This window comes from Streptomyces sp. NBC_00377 (genome assembly GCF_036075115.1).
Lineage (GTDB): Bacteria > Actinomycetota > Actinomycetes > Streptomycetales > Streptomycetaceae > Streptomyces.
The window spans coordinates 1,614,543-1,630,423 of record NZ_CP107958.1; the positions used below are offsets into that span (position 1 = coordinate 1,614,543).

13 protein-coding genes and 1 pseudogene are annotated in these 15,881 nt (G+C 70.6%); 9 read left to right on the top strand and 5 right to left on the bottom strand.

Annotated features, from left to right (window positions below; genetic code table 11):
* Positions 1 to 13 precede the first annotated feature (13 nt).
* From OHS71_RS07100 to OHS71_RS07110, 3 genes are read right to left on the bottom strand one after another with little or no spacing between them, the layout of a single operon-like run.
* Entirely contained in the window at positions 14 to 1,519 is a 1,506-nt protein-coding gene (locus OHS71_RS07100) for an acyl-CoA synthetase (RefSeq protein ID WP_328477931.1), read from the bottom strand.
* Positions 1,520 to 1,529: 10 nt separating this feature from the next.
* Positions 1,530 to 2,405, bottom strand: coding sequence for an amidohydrolase family protein (locus OHS71_RS07105; protein ID WP_328484424.1), 876 nt, complete (start codon positions 2,403 to 2,405; stop codon positions 1,530 to 1,532).
* Positions 2,406 to 2,428: 23 nt separating this feature from the next.
* Positions 2,429 to 3,346 carry an SDR family oxidoreductase gene (locus OHS71_RS07110; protein WP_328477933.1) on the bottom strand — a complete coding sequence of 306 codons (918 nt, stop codon included), beginning with the start codon at positions 3,344 to 3,346 and terminating at the stop codon, positions 2,429 to 2,431.
* 227 nt (positions 3,347 to 3,573) lie between these two features.
* Between OHS71_RS07110 and OHS71_RS07115 the strand changes: the two genes are divergently transcribed.
* From OHS71_RS07115 to OHS71_RS07130, 4 genes and pseudogenes are all read left to right on the top strand, one after another.
* Entirely contained in the window at positions 3,574 to 3,999 is a 426-nt protein-coding gene (locus OHS71_RS07115) for a MarR family winged helix-turn-helix transcriptional regulator (protein ID WP_328484425.1), read from the top strand.
* 39 nt (positions 4,000 to 4,038) lie between these two features.
* Positions 4,039 to 4,797 carry an IclR family transcriptional regulator gene (locus OHS71_RS07120; protein ID WP_328484426.1) on the top strand — a complete coding sequence of 253 codons (759 nt, stop codon included), beginning with the start codon at positions 4,039 to 4,041 and terminating at the stop codon, positions 4,795 to 4,797.
* A gap of 143 nt (positions 4,798 to 4,940) precedes the next feature.
* Positions 4,941 to 5,228: pseudogene (locus OHS71_RS07125) on the top strand (hypothetical protein); the annotation flags it as partial.
* A 146-nt stretch (positions 5,229 to 5,374) separates the two neighbouring features.
* On the top strand, positions 5,375 to 6,766 hold the full coding sequence (locus tag OHS71_RS07130; RefSeq protein WP_328477935.1) for a glycoside hydrolase family 16 protein: 1,392 nt from the start codon (positions 5,375 to 5,377) through the stop codon (positions 6,764 to 6,766).
* 169 nt (positions 6,767 to 6,935) lie between these two features.
* On the opposite strand, the gene OHS71_RS07135 is transcribed toward OHS71_RS07130, so the two are convergent.
* Positions 6,936 to 7,352, bottom strand: a complete 417-nt coding sequence (locus OHS71_RS07135; protein ID WP_328477937.1) for a LysR substrate-binding domain-containing protein — start codon at positions 7,350 to 7,352, stop codon at positions 6,936 to 6,938.
* A 65-nt stretch (positions 7,353 to 7,417) separates the two neighbouring features.
* On the bottom strand, positions 7,418 to 8,320 hold the full coding sequence (locus OHS71_RS07140) for a helix-turn-helix domain-containing protein (RefSeq protein ID WP_328477939.1): 903 nt from the start codon (positions 8,318 to 8,320) through the stop codon (positions 7,418 to 7,420).
* Positions 8,321 to 8,487: 167 nt separating this feature from the next.
* Here OHS71_RS07140 and tkt point away from each other — a divergent pair, with 167 nt between their 5' ends.
* From tkt to pgi, 5 genes are read left to right on the top strand one after another with little or no spacing between them, the layout of a single operon-like run.
* The gene (gene tkt / locus OHS71_RS07145; protein ID WP_328477941.1) at positions 8,488 to 10,563 is read left to right on the top strand and encodes a transketolase; all 2,076 of its coding nucleotides are present in this window, start codon (positions 8,488 to 8,490) and stop codon (positions 10,561 to 10,563) included.
* Between the two features lie 19 nt (positions 10,564 to 10,582).
* Entirely contained in the window at positions 10,583 to 11,752 is a 1,170-nt protein-coding gene (gene tal / locus OHS71_RS07150) for a transaldolase (protein WP_328477943.1), read from the top strand.
* Positions 11,749 to 13,293, top strand: a complete 1,545-nt coding sequence (gene zwf / locus OHS71_RS07155) for a glucose-6-phosphate dehydrogenase (protein WP_328477945.1) — start codon at positions 11,749 to 11,751, stop codon at positions 13,291 to 13,293. Before tal ends, zwf begins: the two co-directional genes overlap by 4 nt.
* Positions 13,290 to 14,228: a glucose-6-phosphate dehydrogenase assembly protein OpcA gene (gene opcA, locus OHS71_RS07160; RefSeq protein WP_328477947.1), complete on the top strand. Its 939-nt coding sequence runs from the start codon at positions 13,290 to 13,292 to the stop codon at positions 14,226 to 14,228. Before zwf ends, opcA begins: the two co-directional genes overlap by 4 nt.
* Positions 14,221 to 15,870: a glucose-6-phosphate isomerase gene (gene pgi / locus OHS71_RS07165; RefSeq protein ID WP_328477949.1), complete on the top strand. Its 1,650-nt coding sequence runs from the start codon at positions 14,221 to 14,223 to the stop codon at positions 15,868 to 15,870. Before opcA ends, pgi begins: the two co-directional genes overlap by 8 nt.
* Positions 15,871 to 15,881 lie beyond the last annotated feature (11 nt).

The following is a 15,881-nucleotide window of genomic DNA, read 5'->3' on the forward strand; positions in this document are numbered from 1 at the left end:
TGGCTTTCCTTAGCTAGGAGTTGGTGCCGTAGCGCTTGCGCACCCGGGACTTGAGGAGCTTTCCGGAGGCGGTGCGGGGAAGGTCGTCGGCCAGCACCACCGACTTGGGGATCTTGTACTTGGCGAGCCGGCCGGCCAGGGAGGCGAGCACCTCGTCCGGGTCGAGCCGGGCGCCCTCGCGGGGTACCACCACCGCGCGCGGCACCTCGCCCCACTTGTCGTCCGGCACGCCGATCACCGCGCACTCGACGACGTCCGGGTGGGCCAGGAGCAGATCCTCGATCTCGGCGGGGTAGATGTTCTCGCCGCCCGAGATGATCATGTCCTTGATGCGGTCGACGATGTGGACGTATCCGTCCTCGTCGATCCGGGCCGCGTCACCGCTGCGGAACCATCCGTCCGCGAAGGACGCGGCCGTCTCCTCGGGCAGCCCCCAGTAGCCCGGCATGACGTGCGGTCCGCGCACCACGACCTCGCCCGTCTCGTCGACGTCCACCGGGGAGAGATCCGGCCGAAGCACCCGTACGTCGCTGAAGAAGTGCGGTACCCCGGCCGAGCCCGCCTTGCTCACGGCGTGCTCGGCGTCCAGGAACAGCGTGCCGGGGGACGCCTCCGTCATGCCGTAGCCCTGGAGGAAGGTCAGACCGCGTTCCTGGTAGGCGGCGATCAGCGGGGTCGGTACCGGGGAGCCGCCGCAGGTCAGGATGCGCAGCGAGGACAGGTCGGCGTCCTTCCAGCGCGGATGCCGGGCCACCTGGTCGAACATCGCCGGGACACCGAACATGAAGGTGATCCGGTGCTCCTCGATCAGGTCGAAGGTCCCCTGCGGGTCGAAGGCGTCGACCAGGACGCAGGTGCCGCCCTTGAGCAGCACCGGCAGGGTGAGCATGTTCAGGCCCGCCGTGTGGAACAACGGGGCGGAGACCAGAGCGCGTTCGTCTGCGATCAGGTCGGTGTCGACGAGTACGTTGATCGCGTTCCAGGTCAGGTTGCCGTGGGTGAGCATGGCGCCCTTGGGGCGGCCGGTCGTGCCCGAGGTGTACATGATGATGCAGGTGTCGTCGGGGGCGACCGGTTCGTCGATCGGCTCGGCCGGCGCCGACGTCAGTGCCTCCTCGTACTCGGCGCCGACCTCGACGTACGTCCGCACGTCGGTGTTGCCCGGGAGGCCGGCGACCAGGCCCGCGTGCCCGGGGCCGTAGACGAGGACCTTGGCGCCGGAGTCGGCCAGCTGGTAGGCGATCTCCGGGCCGGCCAGGCGGGTGTTGAGCGGGACGAAGACCGCGCCGAGGGTGCCGGCGGCGAAGAGGGTCTCCAGGTAGGAGGGGTGGTTGGGACCGAGGTAGGCGATGCGGTCACCGCGGCGCAGGCCCCGTAGGCGCAGGGCGTGGGCGAGCCGGGTCGTGCGTGCATACAGTGTGCGGTAGTCGGTCGACTGCCCGCCGTGGACCAGTGCGGTGCGGTGCGGGGTCTTGCGGGCCCGGCGTGCGGGCCAGGACCCGAGTCCCTCGTTGCGCATCTGGCGCCCCTTACGGTTTCGTCAGCCCGAGCAGGCGGGCGGCGTTCTCCTTGAGGATCTTCGGCCGGACCTCGTCCTTGATCGGCAGCTTCGCGAAGTCCGCGAGCCAGCGGTCGGGCGTGAGCACGGGGAAGTCCGAGCCGAAGAGGACCTTGTCCTTCAGCAGCGTGTTGGCGTACTGCACGAGCTGCGGCGGGAAGTACTTCGGCGACCAGCCGGACAGGTCGATGTGCACGCCCGGCTTGTGGGTGGCGACGGCGAGGGCCTCGTCCTGCCAGGGGAAGGACGGGTGCGCCAGGATGATCTTGAGGTGCGGGAAGTCGGCCGCCACGTCGTCCACGTGCAGCGGGTTGGAGTACTTGAGCCTGATCCCGCCGCCGCCCGGGACCCCTGCGCCGATGCCCGTCTGACCGGTGTGGAAGAGGGCGATGGTCCCCGTCTCCTCGATCACCTCGTAGAGGTCGTACGCCACCGAGCGGTCGTTGGGGAAGAAGCCCTGGATGCTGGGGTGGAACTTGAAGCCCTTCACCCCGTACTCCTCGACCAGGCGCCGGGCCTGCTTCACGCCGGCCTTCCCCCGGAAGGGGTCGATGGAAGCGAAGGGGATCAGGACGTCGGCGTTGGCGGCGGCCGCCTCGGCGACCTCCTCGTTGGGGACCGGCGCGGTTCCGGTCGCGGACTCGGCGTCCACCGTGAAGATCACGGCGGCCATCCTCCGCTCGCGGTAGTAGCGGGCCGTCTCCTCCAGGGTGGGCTTCCGCTTGCCCTCGACCTTGAAGTACGCGGAGGAGGCGTCGTGCAGGTCGTCGTCCAGCGAGGAATGGCCCTTGGAGGACACCTCGGCGTGGGTGTGGACGTCGATCGCGACCAGTTCGTCGACGTTCATGGAGGGGGTCGCGGCGGAACTCATCACGCCTCCGGGAACTTGGGGGCCGGAATGCCGACCGTCTGGAGCTCGGCGCCGACCGACGTGGGGAAGACGTCGGCCAGGGTCTCGGGCGTCCAGCCGCCGTCTGCGTAGGCCGCGCGGATCTCCTGCGGATGCGACCAGAGTGCCACCTTGTCGCCGCCGATGCCGATGGCCTGGCCGGTGATGGACCGGGCGGCCTCCGAGGCGAGGAAGGGCACCAGGGCCGCACAGTCCTCGGGGGTCCCGAAACCCTCGCCCTTGCGCAGGAAGTCCGGGAACGGCTCACCGTTCTTCAGGGCCTCGACGTACGGGGCGAAGGCGGGGATGGTCTCGGTCATCGCGGTCGCGGCCACCGGGACGATCGCGTTGACCGTGATGCCCGCGCGGCCCAGCTCCATCGACCAGGTACGGGCGAAGGCCGCGATGCCGGCCTTGGCGGCCGCGTAGTTCGTCTGGCCGAAGTTGCCGCGCTGGCCGGCCGGCGATCCGACGAGGATCAGCGTGCCCCCCTCGCCCTGCTCCCGCATCCGTACGGCGGCGGCACGGGCGCAGGTGAAGGTGCCCTTGAGGTGGGTGGTGATCACCGCGTCGAAGTCGTCGTCGCTCATCTTCCACAGCACCTTGTCGCGCAGGATGCCCGCGTTGGTGACCAGGACGTCCAGCCGGCCGAACTCCTCCACAGCCCGGTTCACCAGGCGGTCGGCGGCCTCCGTGGTGCCGACCGGGACCACCTCCGCGACGGCCCTGCCACCGGCCTCGACGAGGGACTTCACGGCCTGCTCGGCGACCTCCTCGTCGACGTCGTTGACGACCACGGACGCGCCGTGGGCGGCCAGGGCATGAGCGTAGGCGAGGCCGAGGCCCCGGCCGCTGCCGGTGACGACGGCGACCTTGCCGGTGAGATCGATGCTGGGCACGACGGTGTCCCTTCACATGGGGTGCGGAGGTGCGAGTACGAGATTGAAGCTAAGAGCAATAATTGTTGTCGTCAATAGTTGTTGTCATCCTGTGGGTGCGTCATGCTGGAATCTGCTGCACGCAGTACGTCGCACCGCCCCGGAAGGGGACCGAGCCCAGGGAGTCCGCCATCGCCCGCCAGGACAACGCAGTGAACGCCGCCCCGATCGACGTGGACGAGCCGTGGATGCGCGGGCTGCACGCGGACACGGGCTACCTGCTCTACCGCCTCGGGCTGCGCTCGGGTCAGCTGTTCAACACCGTCCTCCAGGAGTCGGGAGTGCGGCTGCGCCACTACGCGGTACTGCGCTTCCTGGCCACCTCCGAGGGCGCGCTCCAGCGCGAGCTGAGCACCCGGCTCGGGTACGACCCCAGCGCCATCGTTGGCCTCGTCGACGATCTGGAGAAGCTGGGCTTCGCCGAGCGCCGCCCGGCCCCCGACGACCGCCGCAGCCGGATCGTCGCCCTCACCGAGGACGGCCGCACGTTCCTGCGCGGCACCGACGAGGCGGGCCTGCGGGTGACGAACGAGTTGCTGGACCCCCTCGAACCGGCCGAGCGCGAGACACTGCACACACTGCTGCGGCGGATCGCCGAGGACGGACTCGGCTGATGCCCTGAGGAGGACCTGATGGAACGGGGCACCCTCGCCATGACCGCCCGCTCCGCGCCCGGCCGGCTGCTGGCCGTGCTCGCCGCGTTCGACCACACCCACCCCGCGCTGTCCCTGACCGACATCAGCCGCCGGGCCGGCCTGACGCTCACCACTGCTCACCGGCTGGTGAGCGCGCTGACCGAGTGGGGCGCCCTGGAGCGGGATCCGTCCGGCGTGTACCACGTCGGGCTGCGCCTGTGGGAGGTCGCGGCACTGGCGCCGCGCGGTCTGGCGCTGCGGCAGGTCGCGCTGCCGTTCCTGGAGGACCTGTACGAAGCCACGCACGAGAACGTGCAGTTGGCGGTGCGGGACGGCTCCGAGGTCGTCTACACCGAATGGCTGTCGGGCCGTTCGGCCGTCGGCGTCCACATCCGGGTGGGAGCCCGCTGGCCGCTGCACGTCACCGGCGTCGGGCTCGCGCTTCTCGCGCACGGCGACCCGGAGTTCCAAGAGGCCTACTGCGCCAGGCCGTTGGCGTCCTACACGGCACACACCGTCACCGAACCGGTGCAGTTGCGCCGGATGCTGGCCGAAGTACGGCGCACCGGTGTGGCGGTGAGCAGCCGTCAGGTCACCGAGGACGCCCTGTCGGTGGCCGCGCCGGTGCGCGGTCCGGGCGGCGCGGTCGTGGCCGCCGTGTCGGTCGTCGTCCCGCACGCCGACGCCCAGGTCCCGGTCCTGGCTCCGGCGGTACGCCTCGCGGCCCGCGGAATCTCCCGGGCCCTCGGCTGGCAACCCGAGCACCGGCCCACCTGACCTCCGCACACCGAGCCACCTCCCACCGGCGAGACCGGCGCCCTCTCCCACCTCCGGCGGCCCCGGCACTCCGGTGGCTCCGGCGCCTGGCCGGCGGCCCCGCCCGCGGGCGTGGGTGCGGGGGCGTGGGTGCGTCGCCCGGGGCCCCGGCCTCGGTGTTCGGCAGCCGGAACACCAGCCACGGCCGCCTCGGCCCGCACGACGCCAAGGGCGCGAACGACAGCGCCGTCGCCGGCTATGAGTTCTGTGCGAGCTCGATGCTCGGCGACGTGGTGGTCGTGAAGAACTCGGGCGGGAGGACCGTCGGCGCGGCCAACGGCCTCAACGGCTGGAACCTGTCCTGGGTGAACTGGCGGGCTGGCGGGCTGGCGGGCTGGCGGGCTGGCGGGCTGGCGGCGCGCTTTAGCACTTTTGCGTGCTTCAAGCGGTGAACATCCCTGCCCCGAAAGGACTTTCCTTGCTTTAAGTCTTGACGGCCTTCGGGACGGAGAGCACATTGGGCCCACTTTGAGAGCGCTCTCAAAGGCTTTCGAAGACACCCGCGCCCATCACTCCGTACCCGAGAGGCACCCCTCCCATGAGTGCAACCTCCGGCATCCCCCGACGGCGACGCGCGCTCGTCGCCGTGCTCAGCACGCTCGGGCTGGCGGCCGCCGCCGCGGCGGCCGTCACCCTGCCCGCGAACGCCTCCGCTCCCACGCCCCCGACCGGCTGGTCGCAGGTCTTCCTCGACGACTTCACCGGCGCCGCCGGCACAGCCGTCAGCTCCACCAACTGGCAGTACAGCACCGGTACTTCCTATCCCGGCGGGCCTGCCAACTGGGGCACCGGCGAGGTCGAGACGATGACCAACAGCACGAACAACGTCTCGCTCGACGGCAACGGCAACCTGCGCATCACCCCGCTGCGCGACTCCGCGGGCAACTGGACCTCGGGCCGCATCGAGACCAAGCGGACCGACTTCCAGCCCCCGTCCGGCGGCAAGCTGCGGGTGGAGGCCCGGATCCAGATGCCGAACGTGACCGGCACCGCCGCCGAGGGCTACTGGCCCGCGTTCTGGGCGCTCGGCGCGCCCTACCGCGGCAACTACCAGAACTGGCCGGGCGTCGGCGAGCTGGACATCATGGAGAACGTCCAGGGCCTGAACAAGGTGTGGGCGACGATGCACTGCGGCACCAACCCGGGCGGCCCGTGCAACGAGACCACCGGCATCGGCAACTCCGTCGCGTGCCCCGGCACGACCTGCCAGTCCGGCTTCCACACCTACGCGATGGAGTGGGACCGCTCGGTGACCCCCGAGGCGATCCGCTTCTACGTCGACGGCGTCAACTACCACACCGTCACCGCGAACCAGGTCGACGCGACGACCTGGGCCAACGCCACGAACCACGGCTACTTCGTCATCCTGAACGTGGCGATGGGCGGCGCCTTCCCGGACGCCTTCGGCGGCGGTCTCGACGGCGCCACCGAGCCGGGCCACCCGATGGTGGTGGACTACGTGCAGGTACTCCAGGCCGCAGGCGGTGGGAGCGGTACCACGCCTCCGCCGTCCGGCAGCCGTGACGCCTACGGCACGATCCAGGCCGAGTCGTACGACAGCCAGTCCGGCACATCCACCGAGACGACGACCGACGCGGGCGGCGGCCAGAACATCGGCTCCCTCGCGAACGGCGACTGGGCGCTGTACAAGGGCGTGACCTTCGGCTCCACGGCGGCGACCCAGTTCAGCGCGCGGGTCGCCGGCGGTGCGGCGGGCGGGGTCAGCGGACTGGTGGAGGTGCGCCTCGACAGCCGCAGCGCCACACCCGTCGGCAGCTTCGCGGTCGGCAACACCGGTGGCTGGCAGTCCTGGCGGACGATCCCGGCGAACATCAGCTCCGTCACCGGCACCCATGACGTCTACCTGACCTTCACCAGCGGCCAGCCCGCGGACTTCGTGAACGTCAACTGGTTCACTTTCGGCCACTGACGCCGGCGACCGGACGGCGCCGGGCGGCCCACCTCGACGGAGTGGTCGGCCCCCGGCGCCGCGTGTGCGGGACGCCCCCGTGACACGGCGCGCCCACGGTCAGCGGCGGGTCTGCTCCCGCGCCACCGGCCGCCCGGCAGATGCGTGCGGGCCGCCCGGCGGAAGGCGGTCACCAGGCGGCTGCGGTCGTCCTCGCGGGTCGCCAGGGCCACATGGCTCGGCCGACGCCTTCGAGGGCAACCATGGCGAGGTCGGGACGCAGGACGAATCCGGGAGCGGCCGCCGACACCGGCACCGTCTGTCCCGCCGCGGCGAGCTCGAACTTGTCCTCGGCCTCGTCCACGTACGGTCCGTCCGGTACGGGGAGCCCGTCGGCACGTGGTTCCAGCCGCCAGAACGCGTTCCAGGCGGGGTCGGAGCCCCGCATCCGGGGCATGGGCTCACCGGCCAGGTCCTCGACGGTGACGGACTCCCGGCCGGCCAGCCGGTGGTCGAGGGGGACGACCAGCACACGGGGCTCGTCGTAGAGGACGGTGACGTGCAGCCCGTCCGTCGGGCACGGCATCCGGGCGGCGAGGACGTCCACCCGGTGGTCGAGCAGGGCCTGACACTGCCTGACAGCCAGGTCGGGCGCGGTGCACCCCGGTCGCCTCAGCGCAGTTCCGCGCGGAAGGCCACCGGGGTGTTTCCCGTGTGCAGTTGGAAGAACTTGGAGAAGTTCGCCGGGTCGGGGAAGCCCACCGCCGCACCGACCCGGCCGATCGGCAGGCCGGTGTGGGCCAGGAGCCGCTTCGCCTCCAGGACGACCCGCTTGTCGATGAAGCCCTTGGGTGTCTCCCCGGTGGCCGCGCGGACCGCGCGCACGAGGGTGCGGCGGGAGTACCCGAGGGCGTCGGCGTAGGCGCTGACGCTGTGGTTGGTGGCGAAATCCCGCTCCACGGCCTCCCGGAAGATCGTGAACGTGGTGTCGGCCTGGCGGCGCGCCGCCTCCGCGCTGCTCGCCGCGAGGTGCGCGAGACGCAGCAGGAACGCGGTCAGGGAGTGCCGCAGCACCGCCGTGTGCAGACTCAGGGGCAGGGTTCCGCCGGCGCCGCCGTCGTCGTACTCCCCGCGCAGATACGTGAGCGCCGCGCGCAGGCCCGCGAGCTGCGGCCCGTCGGGGCGCAGCAGCGGCGGTACGTCGTGGCGGTACAGGCCGGTGGCCTCGACGGTGGCGCGCGGCAGGAAGCCGGGCTGCATGGTGAGGACCGTTCCGCGGTACTCGCTCGACTTCGAGAAGCGGTGGACCTGGCCCGGACGGATCCACAGCACGTCGCCGGACGTCGCCTCGTGCTCGGCGAAGTCGATCATGTGGTGGACGGGACCGCCGTCGAAGAGCATCACCACATGGAAGTCGATGCGGTGGACGCGGTCGAGCGGGGCATCCGTGTGCCAGGTGCGGCCGGCGCCCATGGGCCCGATCTGCATGCCGACGCCGCCGACGCTGTGCTCGACGGGGAAAGGAAACGTTCTGATGCCCTCACCGGCACCGTCTTGGCTGCTTGTGTCCACCATGTCCTTCTCGTACCGCCCACTTGCCGCCCTCTGGCGCTCAGTGTCGCCCGCGGGTGTCCCACATTCACCACAGGCTGACACAAGAAGACCTTCCCCCTTAAAAGTCAGACTTTTAGGTTTGAACACATAAGAGCTTCTGAACCGCTCCCATCGAGGATTTCCTGAAGATGAGCACGCAGACACCGAACGCCTTCGAGTGGACCGAAATCGACCGGCGTGCCGTCGACACCGCACGCCTGCTGGCCGCGGATGCCGTGCAGCGGGTCGGCAACGGCCACCCCGGAACCGCCATGAGCCTGGCACCGGTCGCGTACACGATCTTTCAGAAGGTGATGCGGCACGATCCTGCGGATCCCGAGTGGACGGGCCGCGACCGCTTCGTCCTCTCCCCGGGGCACACCTCCCTGACCCTTTACACCCAGCTCTACCTCTCCGGTTACGAGCTGGAGCTCGAGGACCTCAGGCGCTTCCGCACCCACGGCTCGAAGACGCCCGGTCACCCCGAGTACGGGCACACCGCCGGTGTGGAGACCACCACCGGACCGCTCGGCCAGGGTGTCGCCAACGCCGTGGGCATGGCGATGGCCGCCCGCTACGAGCGCGGCCTGTTCGACCCGGAGGCCCCGGCCGGCGACTCGCCGTTCGACCACACGGTCTGGGCGATCGTCTCCGACGGCGACCTCGAGGAAGGCGTCTCCGCCGAGGCGTCCTCCCTGGCCGGCCACCAGAAGCTCGGCAACCTCGTCTTCGTCTACGACGACAACCACATCTCCATCGAGGGCGACACCGCCACCGCGTTCTCCGAGGACGTGCTGAAGCGGTACGAGGCCTACGGCTGGCACACCCAGCGCGTCGTGCCGACCGAGGAGGGCGACGTCGACGTCCCCGCCCTGTACGCGGCCCTGAAGACGGCGCAGGCCGAGACCGGGCGGCCCTCGATCATCGCGCTGCGCACGATCATCGCCTGGCCCGCGCCGAACGCCCGTGACACCGAGGCCGCCCACGGCTCGGCCCTCGGCGCGGACGAGGTCGCCGCCACCAAGCGCCTCCTCGGTTTCGACCCGGAGCAGAGCTTCGAGGTCGCCGACGAGGTCCTCGCCCACACCCGCGCCGCCCTCGACCGGGGCGCGGAGGCCCACGCGGCCTGGGACAAGCGACTGGCCGAGTGGCGCGGCGCCGATTCAGGGCGTGCCGAGCTGTTCGACCGGGTCCTGGCCGGTCAGCTGCCCGAGGGCTGGGAGGACGCGCTGCCGGTGTTCGAGCCCGGCAAGCCGGTCGCCACGCGCGCCGCCTCCGGCAAGGTGCTCCAGTCGCTCGGCGAGGTCCTGCCCGAGCTGTGGGGCGGCTCCGCCGACCTCGCCGGCTCGAACAACACGACCATCGACAAGTCCTCCTCCTTCCTCCCCGAGGGCAACCCGCTGCCCGGGGCGAGCCCGTACGGCCGCACCGTCCACTTCGGCATCCGCGAGTTCTCGATGGCGGCCGAGATGAACGGCATCGCGCTGCACGGCAACACCCGCATCTACGGCGGCACCTTCCTGGTGTTCTCCGACTACATGCGCAACGCCGTCCGCATGGCGGCGCTGATGCAGCTGCCGGTGACGTACGTGTGGACGCACGACTCCATCGGCCTCGGCGAGGACGGCCCCACCCACCAGCCGGTGGAGCACCTGGCCTCGCTGCGTGCCGTCCCCGGTCTGAACGTCGTCCGCCCCGCCGACGCCAACGAGACGGCGATCGCCTGGGCCGAGATCCTGAAGCGCCACGCCACCCGGCCGGCCCCGCACGGTCTGGTCCTCACCCGGCAGGGCGTCCCCACGTACGCGCCGAACCCGGAGGCGGCGAAGGGCGGTTACGTCATGGCGGAGTCCTCGACCGGGACCCCCGACGTCGTCATCGTCGCCACCGGTTCCGAGGTGCAGCTCGCCGTAGCCGCCCGGGAGGCGCTGGAGGCCGAGGGCATCGGCGTCCGGGTGGTGTCGATGCCGTCCGTGGAGTGGTTCGAGGAGCAGCCGCGCGAGTACCGCGACCGCGTCCTTGCGCCGTCGGTGCGGGCCCGGGTCGCGGTCGAGGCGGGCATCGGCCTCACCTGGCACCGGTTCGTCGGGGACGCCGGACGCATCGTCTCCCTCGAGCACTTCGGCGCCTCCGCCGACGCGGAAACCCTGTTCGCCGAATACGGCTTCACCGCCGACAACGTAGCCGCCGCGGCCCGGGAATCCCTTGCCGCGGCGCGTGGTTGATCCGAGCGCCAGAAAGAAGATGATCGAAGTGAGCGAAGCAACCGCGAGAGCGGGAGCGCTGGACCGCCTGTCCGAGGAGGGCGTCTCCGTCTGGCTGGACGACCTCTCGCGCGAGCGGATCGCCTCCGGCGACCTCGCCCGGCTCGTCGGTACGAGGAACGTCGTCGGCGTCACCACCAACCCGTCCATCTTCCAGGCCGCGATCGGCTCGGGGGAAGGGTACGAGGAGCAGCTCGCCGAGCTGGCGGTGCGGGGCGTCACGGTCGACGAGGCCGTGCGCATGCTGACGACGGCCGATGTGCGTGCCACAGCAGATGTCCTGCATTCTGTATACAAGGCGACGGACGGCCGCGACGGACGGGTCTCCATCGAGGTCGACCCCCGTCTGGCCCACGACACCGCCGCCACGATCGCCGAGGCCAAGCAGCTCGCCTGGCTGGTCGACCGCCCCAACGTGATGATCAAGATCCCGGCGACGAGAGCCGGCCTCCCGGCGATCACCGAGGTCATCGGCCTCGGGATCAGCGTCAACGTCACGCTGATCTTCTCGCTGGAGCGATACCGCGAGGTCATGGACGCCTATCTGGCGGGCCTGGAGAAGGCCGCGGCGGGCGGCCTGGACCTCTCCCGGATCCACTCGGTGGCCTCCTTCTTCGTCTCGCGCGTCGACGCCGAGATCGACAAGCGGCTCACGCTGCTCGGCACCGGGCGGGCCCTCGTGCTGAAGGGCAGGGCTGCGCTCGCCAACGCGCGGCTGGCCTACGAGGCGTACGAGGAGGTGTTCGGGTCCACAGGGCGTGAGACCCGGCCCGGCGACCGCTGGAGGGCCCTCGCGGGTGCCCGGGCGAACCGGCAGCGTCCACTGTGGGCATCCACCGGCGTGAAGGATCCTGACTACAAGGACACGCTGTACGTGGACGGCCTCGTCGCACCGGGCACGGTCAACACCATGCCCGAGGCCACGCTGAACGCCACCGCCGACCACGGCGACATCACCGGTGACACGGTCACGGGCGGCTACGCCCGGGCGCGCGCCGACCTCGCCGCCGTGGAGGCGCTCGGCATCTCCTACGACGAGGTGGTCACCCGTTTGGAGGAGGAGGGCGTCGCCAAGTTCGCGGTGGCGTGGCAGGACCTTCTGGACGCGGTCACCAAGTCGCTGATGAGCAAGGGAGTTGACGCGGAATGAGTAGCAGCAGTCTCGGCGCGGCCTGGGAGAACCCCCTGCGGGACCCCCGCGACCGGCGCCTGCCCCGTATCGCGGGACCGTCCGGCCTCGTCATCTTCGGCGTGACCGGCGACCTGTCCCGCAAGAAGCTGATGCCGGCGGTCTACGACCTCGCCAACCGCGGTCTGCTCCCGCCGGGCTTCTCGCTCGTCGGCTTCGCCCGCCGCGACTGGGAGGACCAGGACTTCGCACAGGTCGTCCACGACGCGGTGCGCGAGCACTCCCGGACGCCGTTCCGCGAGGAGGTCTGGCAGCAGCTCGCCGAGGGCATGCGGTTCGTCCCGGGCGACTTCGACGACGACACGGCGTTCAAGCAGCTGAAGAAGGCGGTCGAGGAGCTGGACGCCTCGCGCGGCACGGGCGGCAACTTCGCCTTCTACCTCTCCGTGCCGCCGAAGTTCTTCCCCAAGGTGGTCGAGCAGCTCAAGAAGCACGGGCTGGCGAAGGGGCCGGAGGGCTCCTGGCGGCGTGGGGTCATCGAGAAGCCGTTCGGGCACGACCTGGAGAGCGCGCGGGAACTGAACGCGGTCGTGCACGACGTGTTCGAGCCGGACCAGGTCTTCCGCATCGACCACTACCTCGGCAAGGAGACCGTCCAGAACATCCTGGCGCTCCGCTTCGCCAACACCATGTTCGAACCGATCTGGAACCGGTCCTTCGTCGACCACGTGCAGATCACCATGGCCGAGGACATCGGCATCGGCGGCCGGGCCGGCTACTACGACGGCATCGGCGCCGCCCGCGACGTCATCCAGAACCACCTGCTCCAGCTCATGGCCCTCACCGCCATGGAGGAACCCGCCTCCTTCGACGCCGACGCGCTGCTCACCGAGAAGCTCAAGGTGCTCAGGGCCGTCAAGTTGCCCGAGGAACTGGGGATGCACACCGTGCGGGGGCAGTACGCGGCCGGGTGGCAGGGCGGCGAGAAGGTGCGCGGCTACCTGGAGGAGGACGGCATCGACCCCCACTCCACCACGGACACGTACGCCGCCGTGAAGCTGAACGTCGACAACCGCCGCTGGGCCGGCGTGCCGTTCTACCTGCGCACCGGCAAGCGCCTCGGCCGCCGGGTCACCGAGATCGCGGTGGTCTTCCAGCGGGCACCGCACTCCCCCTTCGACTCCACGGCCACCGAGGAGCTCGGCGCCAACGCGATCGTCATCCGCGTCCAGCCGGACGAGGGCATCACGGTCCGCTTCGGCTCCAAGGTGCCCGGCACCTCCATGGAGATCCGGGACGTCACCATGGACTTCGCCTACGGCGAGTCCTTCACCGAGTCCAGCCCCGAGGCGTACGAACGCCTCATCCTGGACGTGCTGCTCGGCGACGCCAACCTGTTCCCGCGCCACCAGGAAGTGGAAGAGTCCTGGAAGATCCTCGACCCGATCGAGGAGTACTGGGCACGGCACGGCAGGCCCGCGCAGTACCCCTCGGGCAGCTGGGGACCCGAGGAAGCCGACGAGATGCTCGCACGAGACGGACGGAGCTGGCGCAGGCCATGAAGATCGACCTGACCGACACCACGGCAAGCAAGATCAACAAGGCGCTGGTGCATGGTCGCCGCGCCATCGGCACACCAGCCGTGGGCATGGTCCTGACGATGGTCATCGTCACGGACGAGGAGAACGCCTACGACTCGATCAAGGCGGCCGAGGAGGCCTCGCACGAGCACCCCTCGCGCACCCTGGTCGTCATCAAGCGGCACGCCCGCACCCCGCGCGACCGCACCAACTCCCACCTCGACGCCGAGGTCCGCGTCGGTGCCGACGCCGGCACCGGGGAGACGGTCATCCTGCGGACGTACGGCGAGGTGTCCGACCACGCCGACTCCGTCGTCCTGCCGCTGCTGCTGCCGGACGCACCGGTCGTCGTGTGGTGGCCGGTGAACGCGCCCGAGAACCCCGCCAAGGACCCGCTGGGCGCCCTCGCGCAGCGCAGGATCACCGACATGTACGCCGTCGAGCGGCCGCTGACGGCTCTGGCCGCACGCGTGAAGTCGTACGCTCCCGGCGACACCGACCTCGCCTGGACCCGGCTCACCCCGTGGCGCTCGATGCTCGCGGCGGCCCTGGACCAGGCCCAGGTGCCGATCACCACGGCGGCCGTCGAGAGCGAGGCCGACAACCCCAGCGCCGAGCTGCTCGCCCGCTGGCTGGAGGCCCGGCTGAACGTCACGGTCGACCGGGTCGTCACCGCGGGACCCGTCGTCACGGCCGTGCGCCTCGGCACCGGGAACGGCGAGATCGTCATCGACCGCCCCGAAGGCCCGCTCGCCACGCTCACCCTGCCCGGGCAGCCCCCGCGCACCCTCGCGCTGAAGGTCCGTGCCACCTCCGAACTCATCGCCGAGGAGCTCAGGCGCCTCGACGCGGACGAGATGTACGCCATCGCCCTGCAACAGGGCGAGGGCACCAAGGAGACCCCCTCCCATGTCTGACACCCCCCGGCTCGACCAGCGGCCCGAGTGGACCGCGCTCAAGGACCACCGCACGCGGTGGCAGGCACACCTGCGGGAGCTGTTCGCGGCGGACCCGGGGCGCGCGGAGCGGTACGTGGTGCGCGTCGGCGACCTGCGCATCGACTACTCCAAGAACCTGGTCACCGACGAGACCCTCGCCCTGCTGCGCGAACTCGCCGCCGCCACCGATGTGTTCGGGCTGCGTGACGCCATGTTCCGCGGCGAGAGGATCAACGTCACCGAGGACCGCGCGGTCCTGCACACCGCGTTGCGGGCCCCCGCGGACGCCGTCGTCGAGGTCGCCGGCGGGAACGGCGAGAACGTCGTCCCCCAGGTCCACGCCGTCCTGGACAGGATGGCCGGCTTCGCCGAGCGGGTGCGCTCCGGTGAGTGGACCGGGTACACGGGCCGCCGCATCCGCAACGTCGTGAACATCGGCATCGGCGGCTCCGACCTGGGGCCCGCCATGGCCTACGAGGCGCTGCGGGCGTACACGGACCGCTCGCTGACCGTCCGGTTCGTCTCCAATATCGACGGCGCCGACCTCCACGAGGCGGTCCGCGACCTGGATCCCGCCGAGACGCTGTTCGTCGTCGCCTCCAAGACCTTCACCACGATCGAGACGATCACCAACGCCACCTCGGCCCGCTCCTGGCTGCTCCAGAGGTTCGACGGCGAGGAGAAGGCGGTCGCCAAGCACTTCGTCGCCCTGTCGACGAACGCCGAGAAGGTGGCCGAGTTCGGCATCGACACGGCCAACATGTTCGAGTTCTGGGACTGGGTCGGCGGCCGCTACTCCTTCGACTCGGCGATCGGCCTGTCGCTGATGATCGCCATCGGACCGGAGCGGTTCCGGGAACTGCTCGACGGGTTCAGGACCGTCGACGACCACTTCCGCAACGCACCCGCAGAGGCCAATGCCCCGTTGCTCCTGGGCCTGTTGGGCATCTGGTACGGAAACTTCTTCGATGCGCAGTCGCAGGCCGTGCTGCCCTACAGCCACTACCTGTCGAAGTTCACCGCTTACCTCCAGCAGCTCGACATGGAGTCCAACGGCAAGTCGGTGGACCGCGAGGGCCGGCCCGTGCAGTGGCAGACCGGGCCGGTGGTGTGGGGCACCCCGGGGACCAACGGCCAGCACGCCTACTACCAGTTGATCCACCAGGGCACGAAGCTGATCCCGGCCGACCTGATCGGCTTCGCCCGGCCCGTCGACGAGCTGAGCGACGAACTCAAGGCGCAGCACGACCTGTTGATGGCCAACATGTTCGCGCAGGGCCAAGCCCTCGCCTTCGGCAAGACCGCCGAGGAGGTCCGGGCGGAGGGGGTGCCCGAGGAGCAGGTGGCGCCCCGCACCTTCCCGGGCAACCGCCCCACCACCACGATCCTCGCCCCCCAGCTCACCCCGTCGGTGCTGGGCCAGCTGATCGCGCTCTACGAGCACAAGGTGTTCGTACAGGGCGCCGTCTGGGACATCGACTCCTTCGACCAGTGGGGAGTGGAGCTCGGCAAGGTGCTCGCCAAGCGCATCGAACCCGCCCTCACCCGGGGCGACGAGGTGCCCGGCCTCGACCCCTCCACCGCCGCTCTCGTCGCCGCCTACCGCGAACTCAGGAAGTAGTGAACTGACAT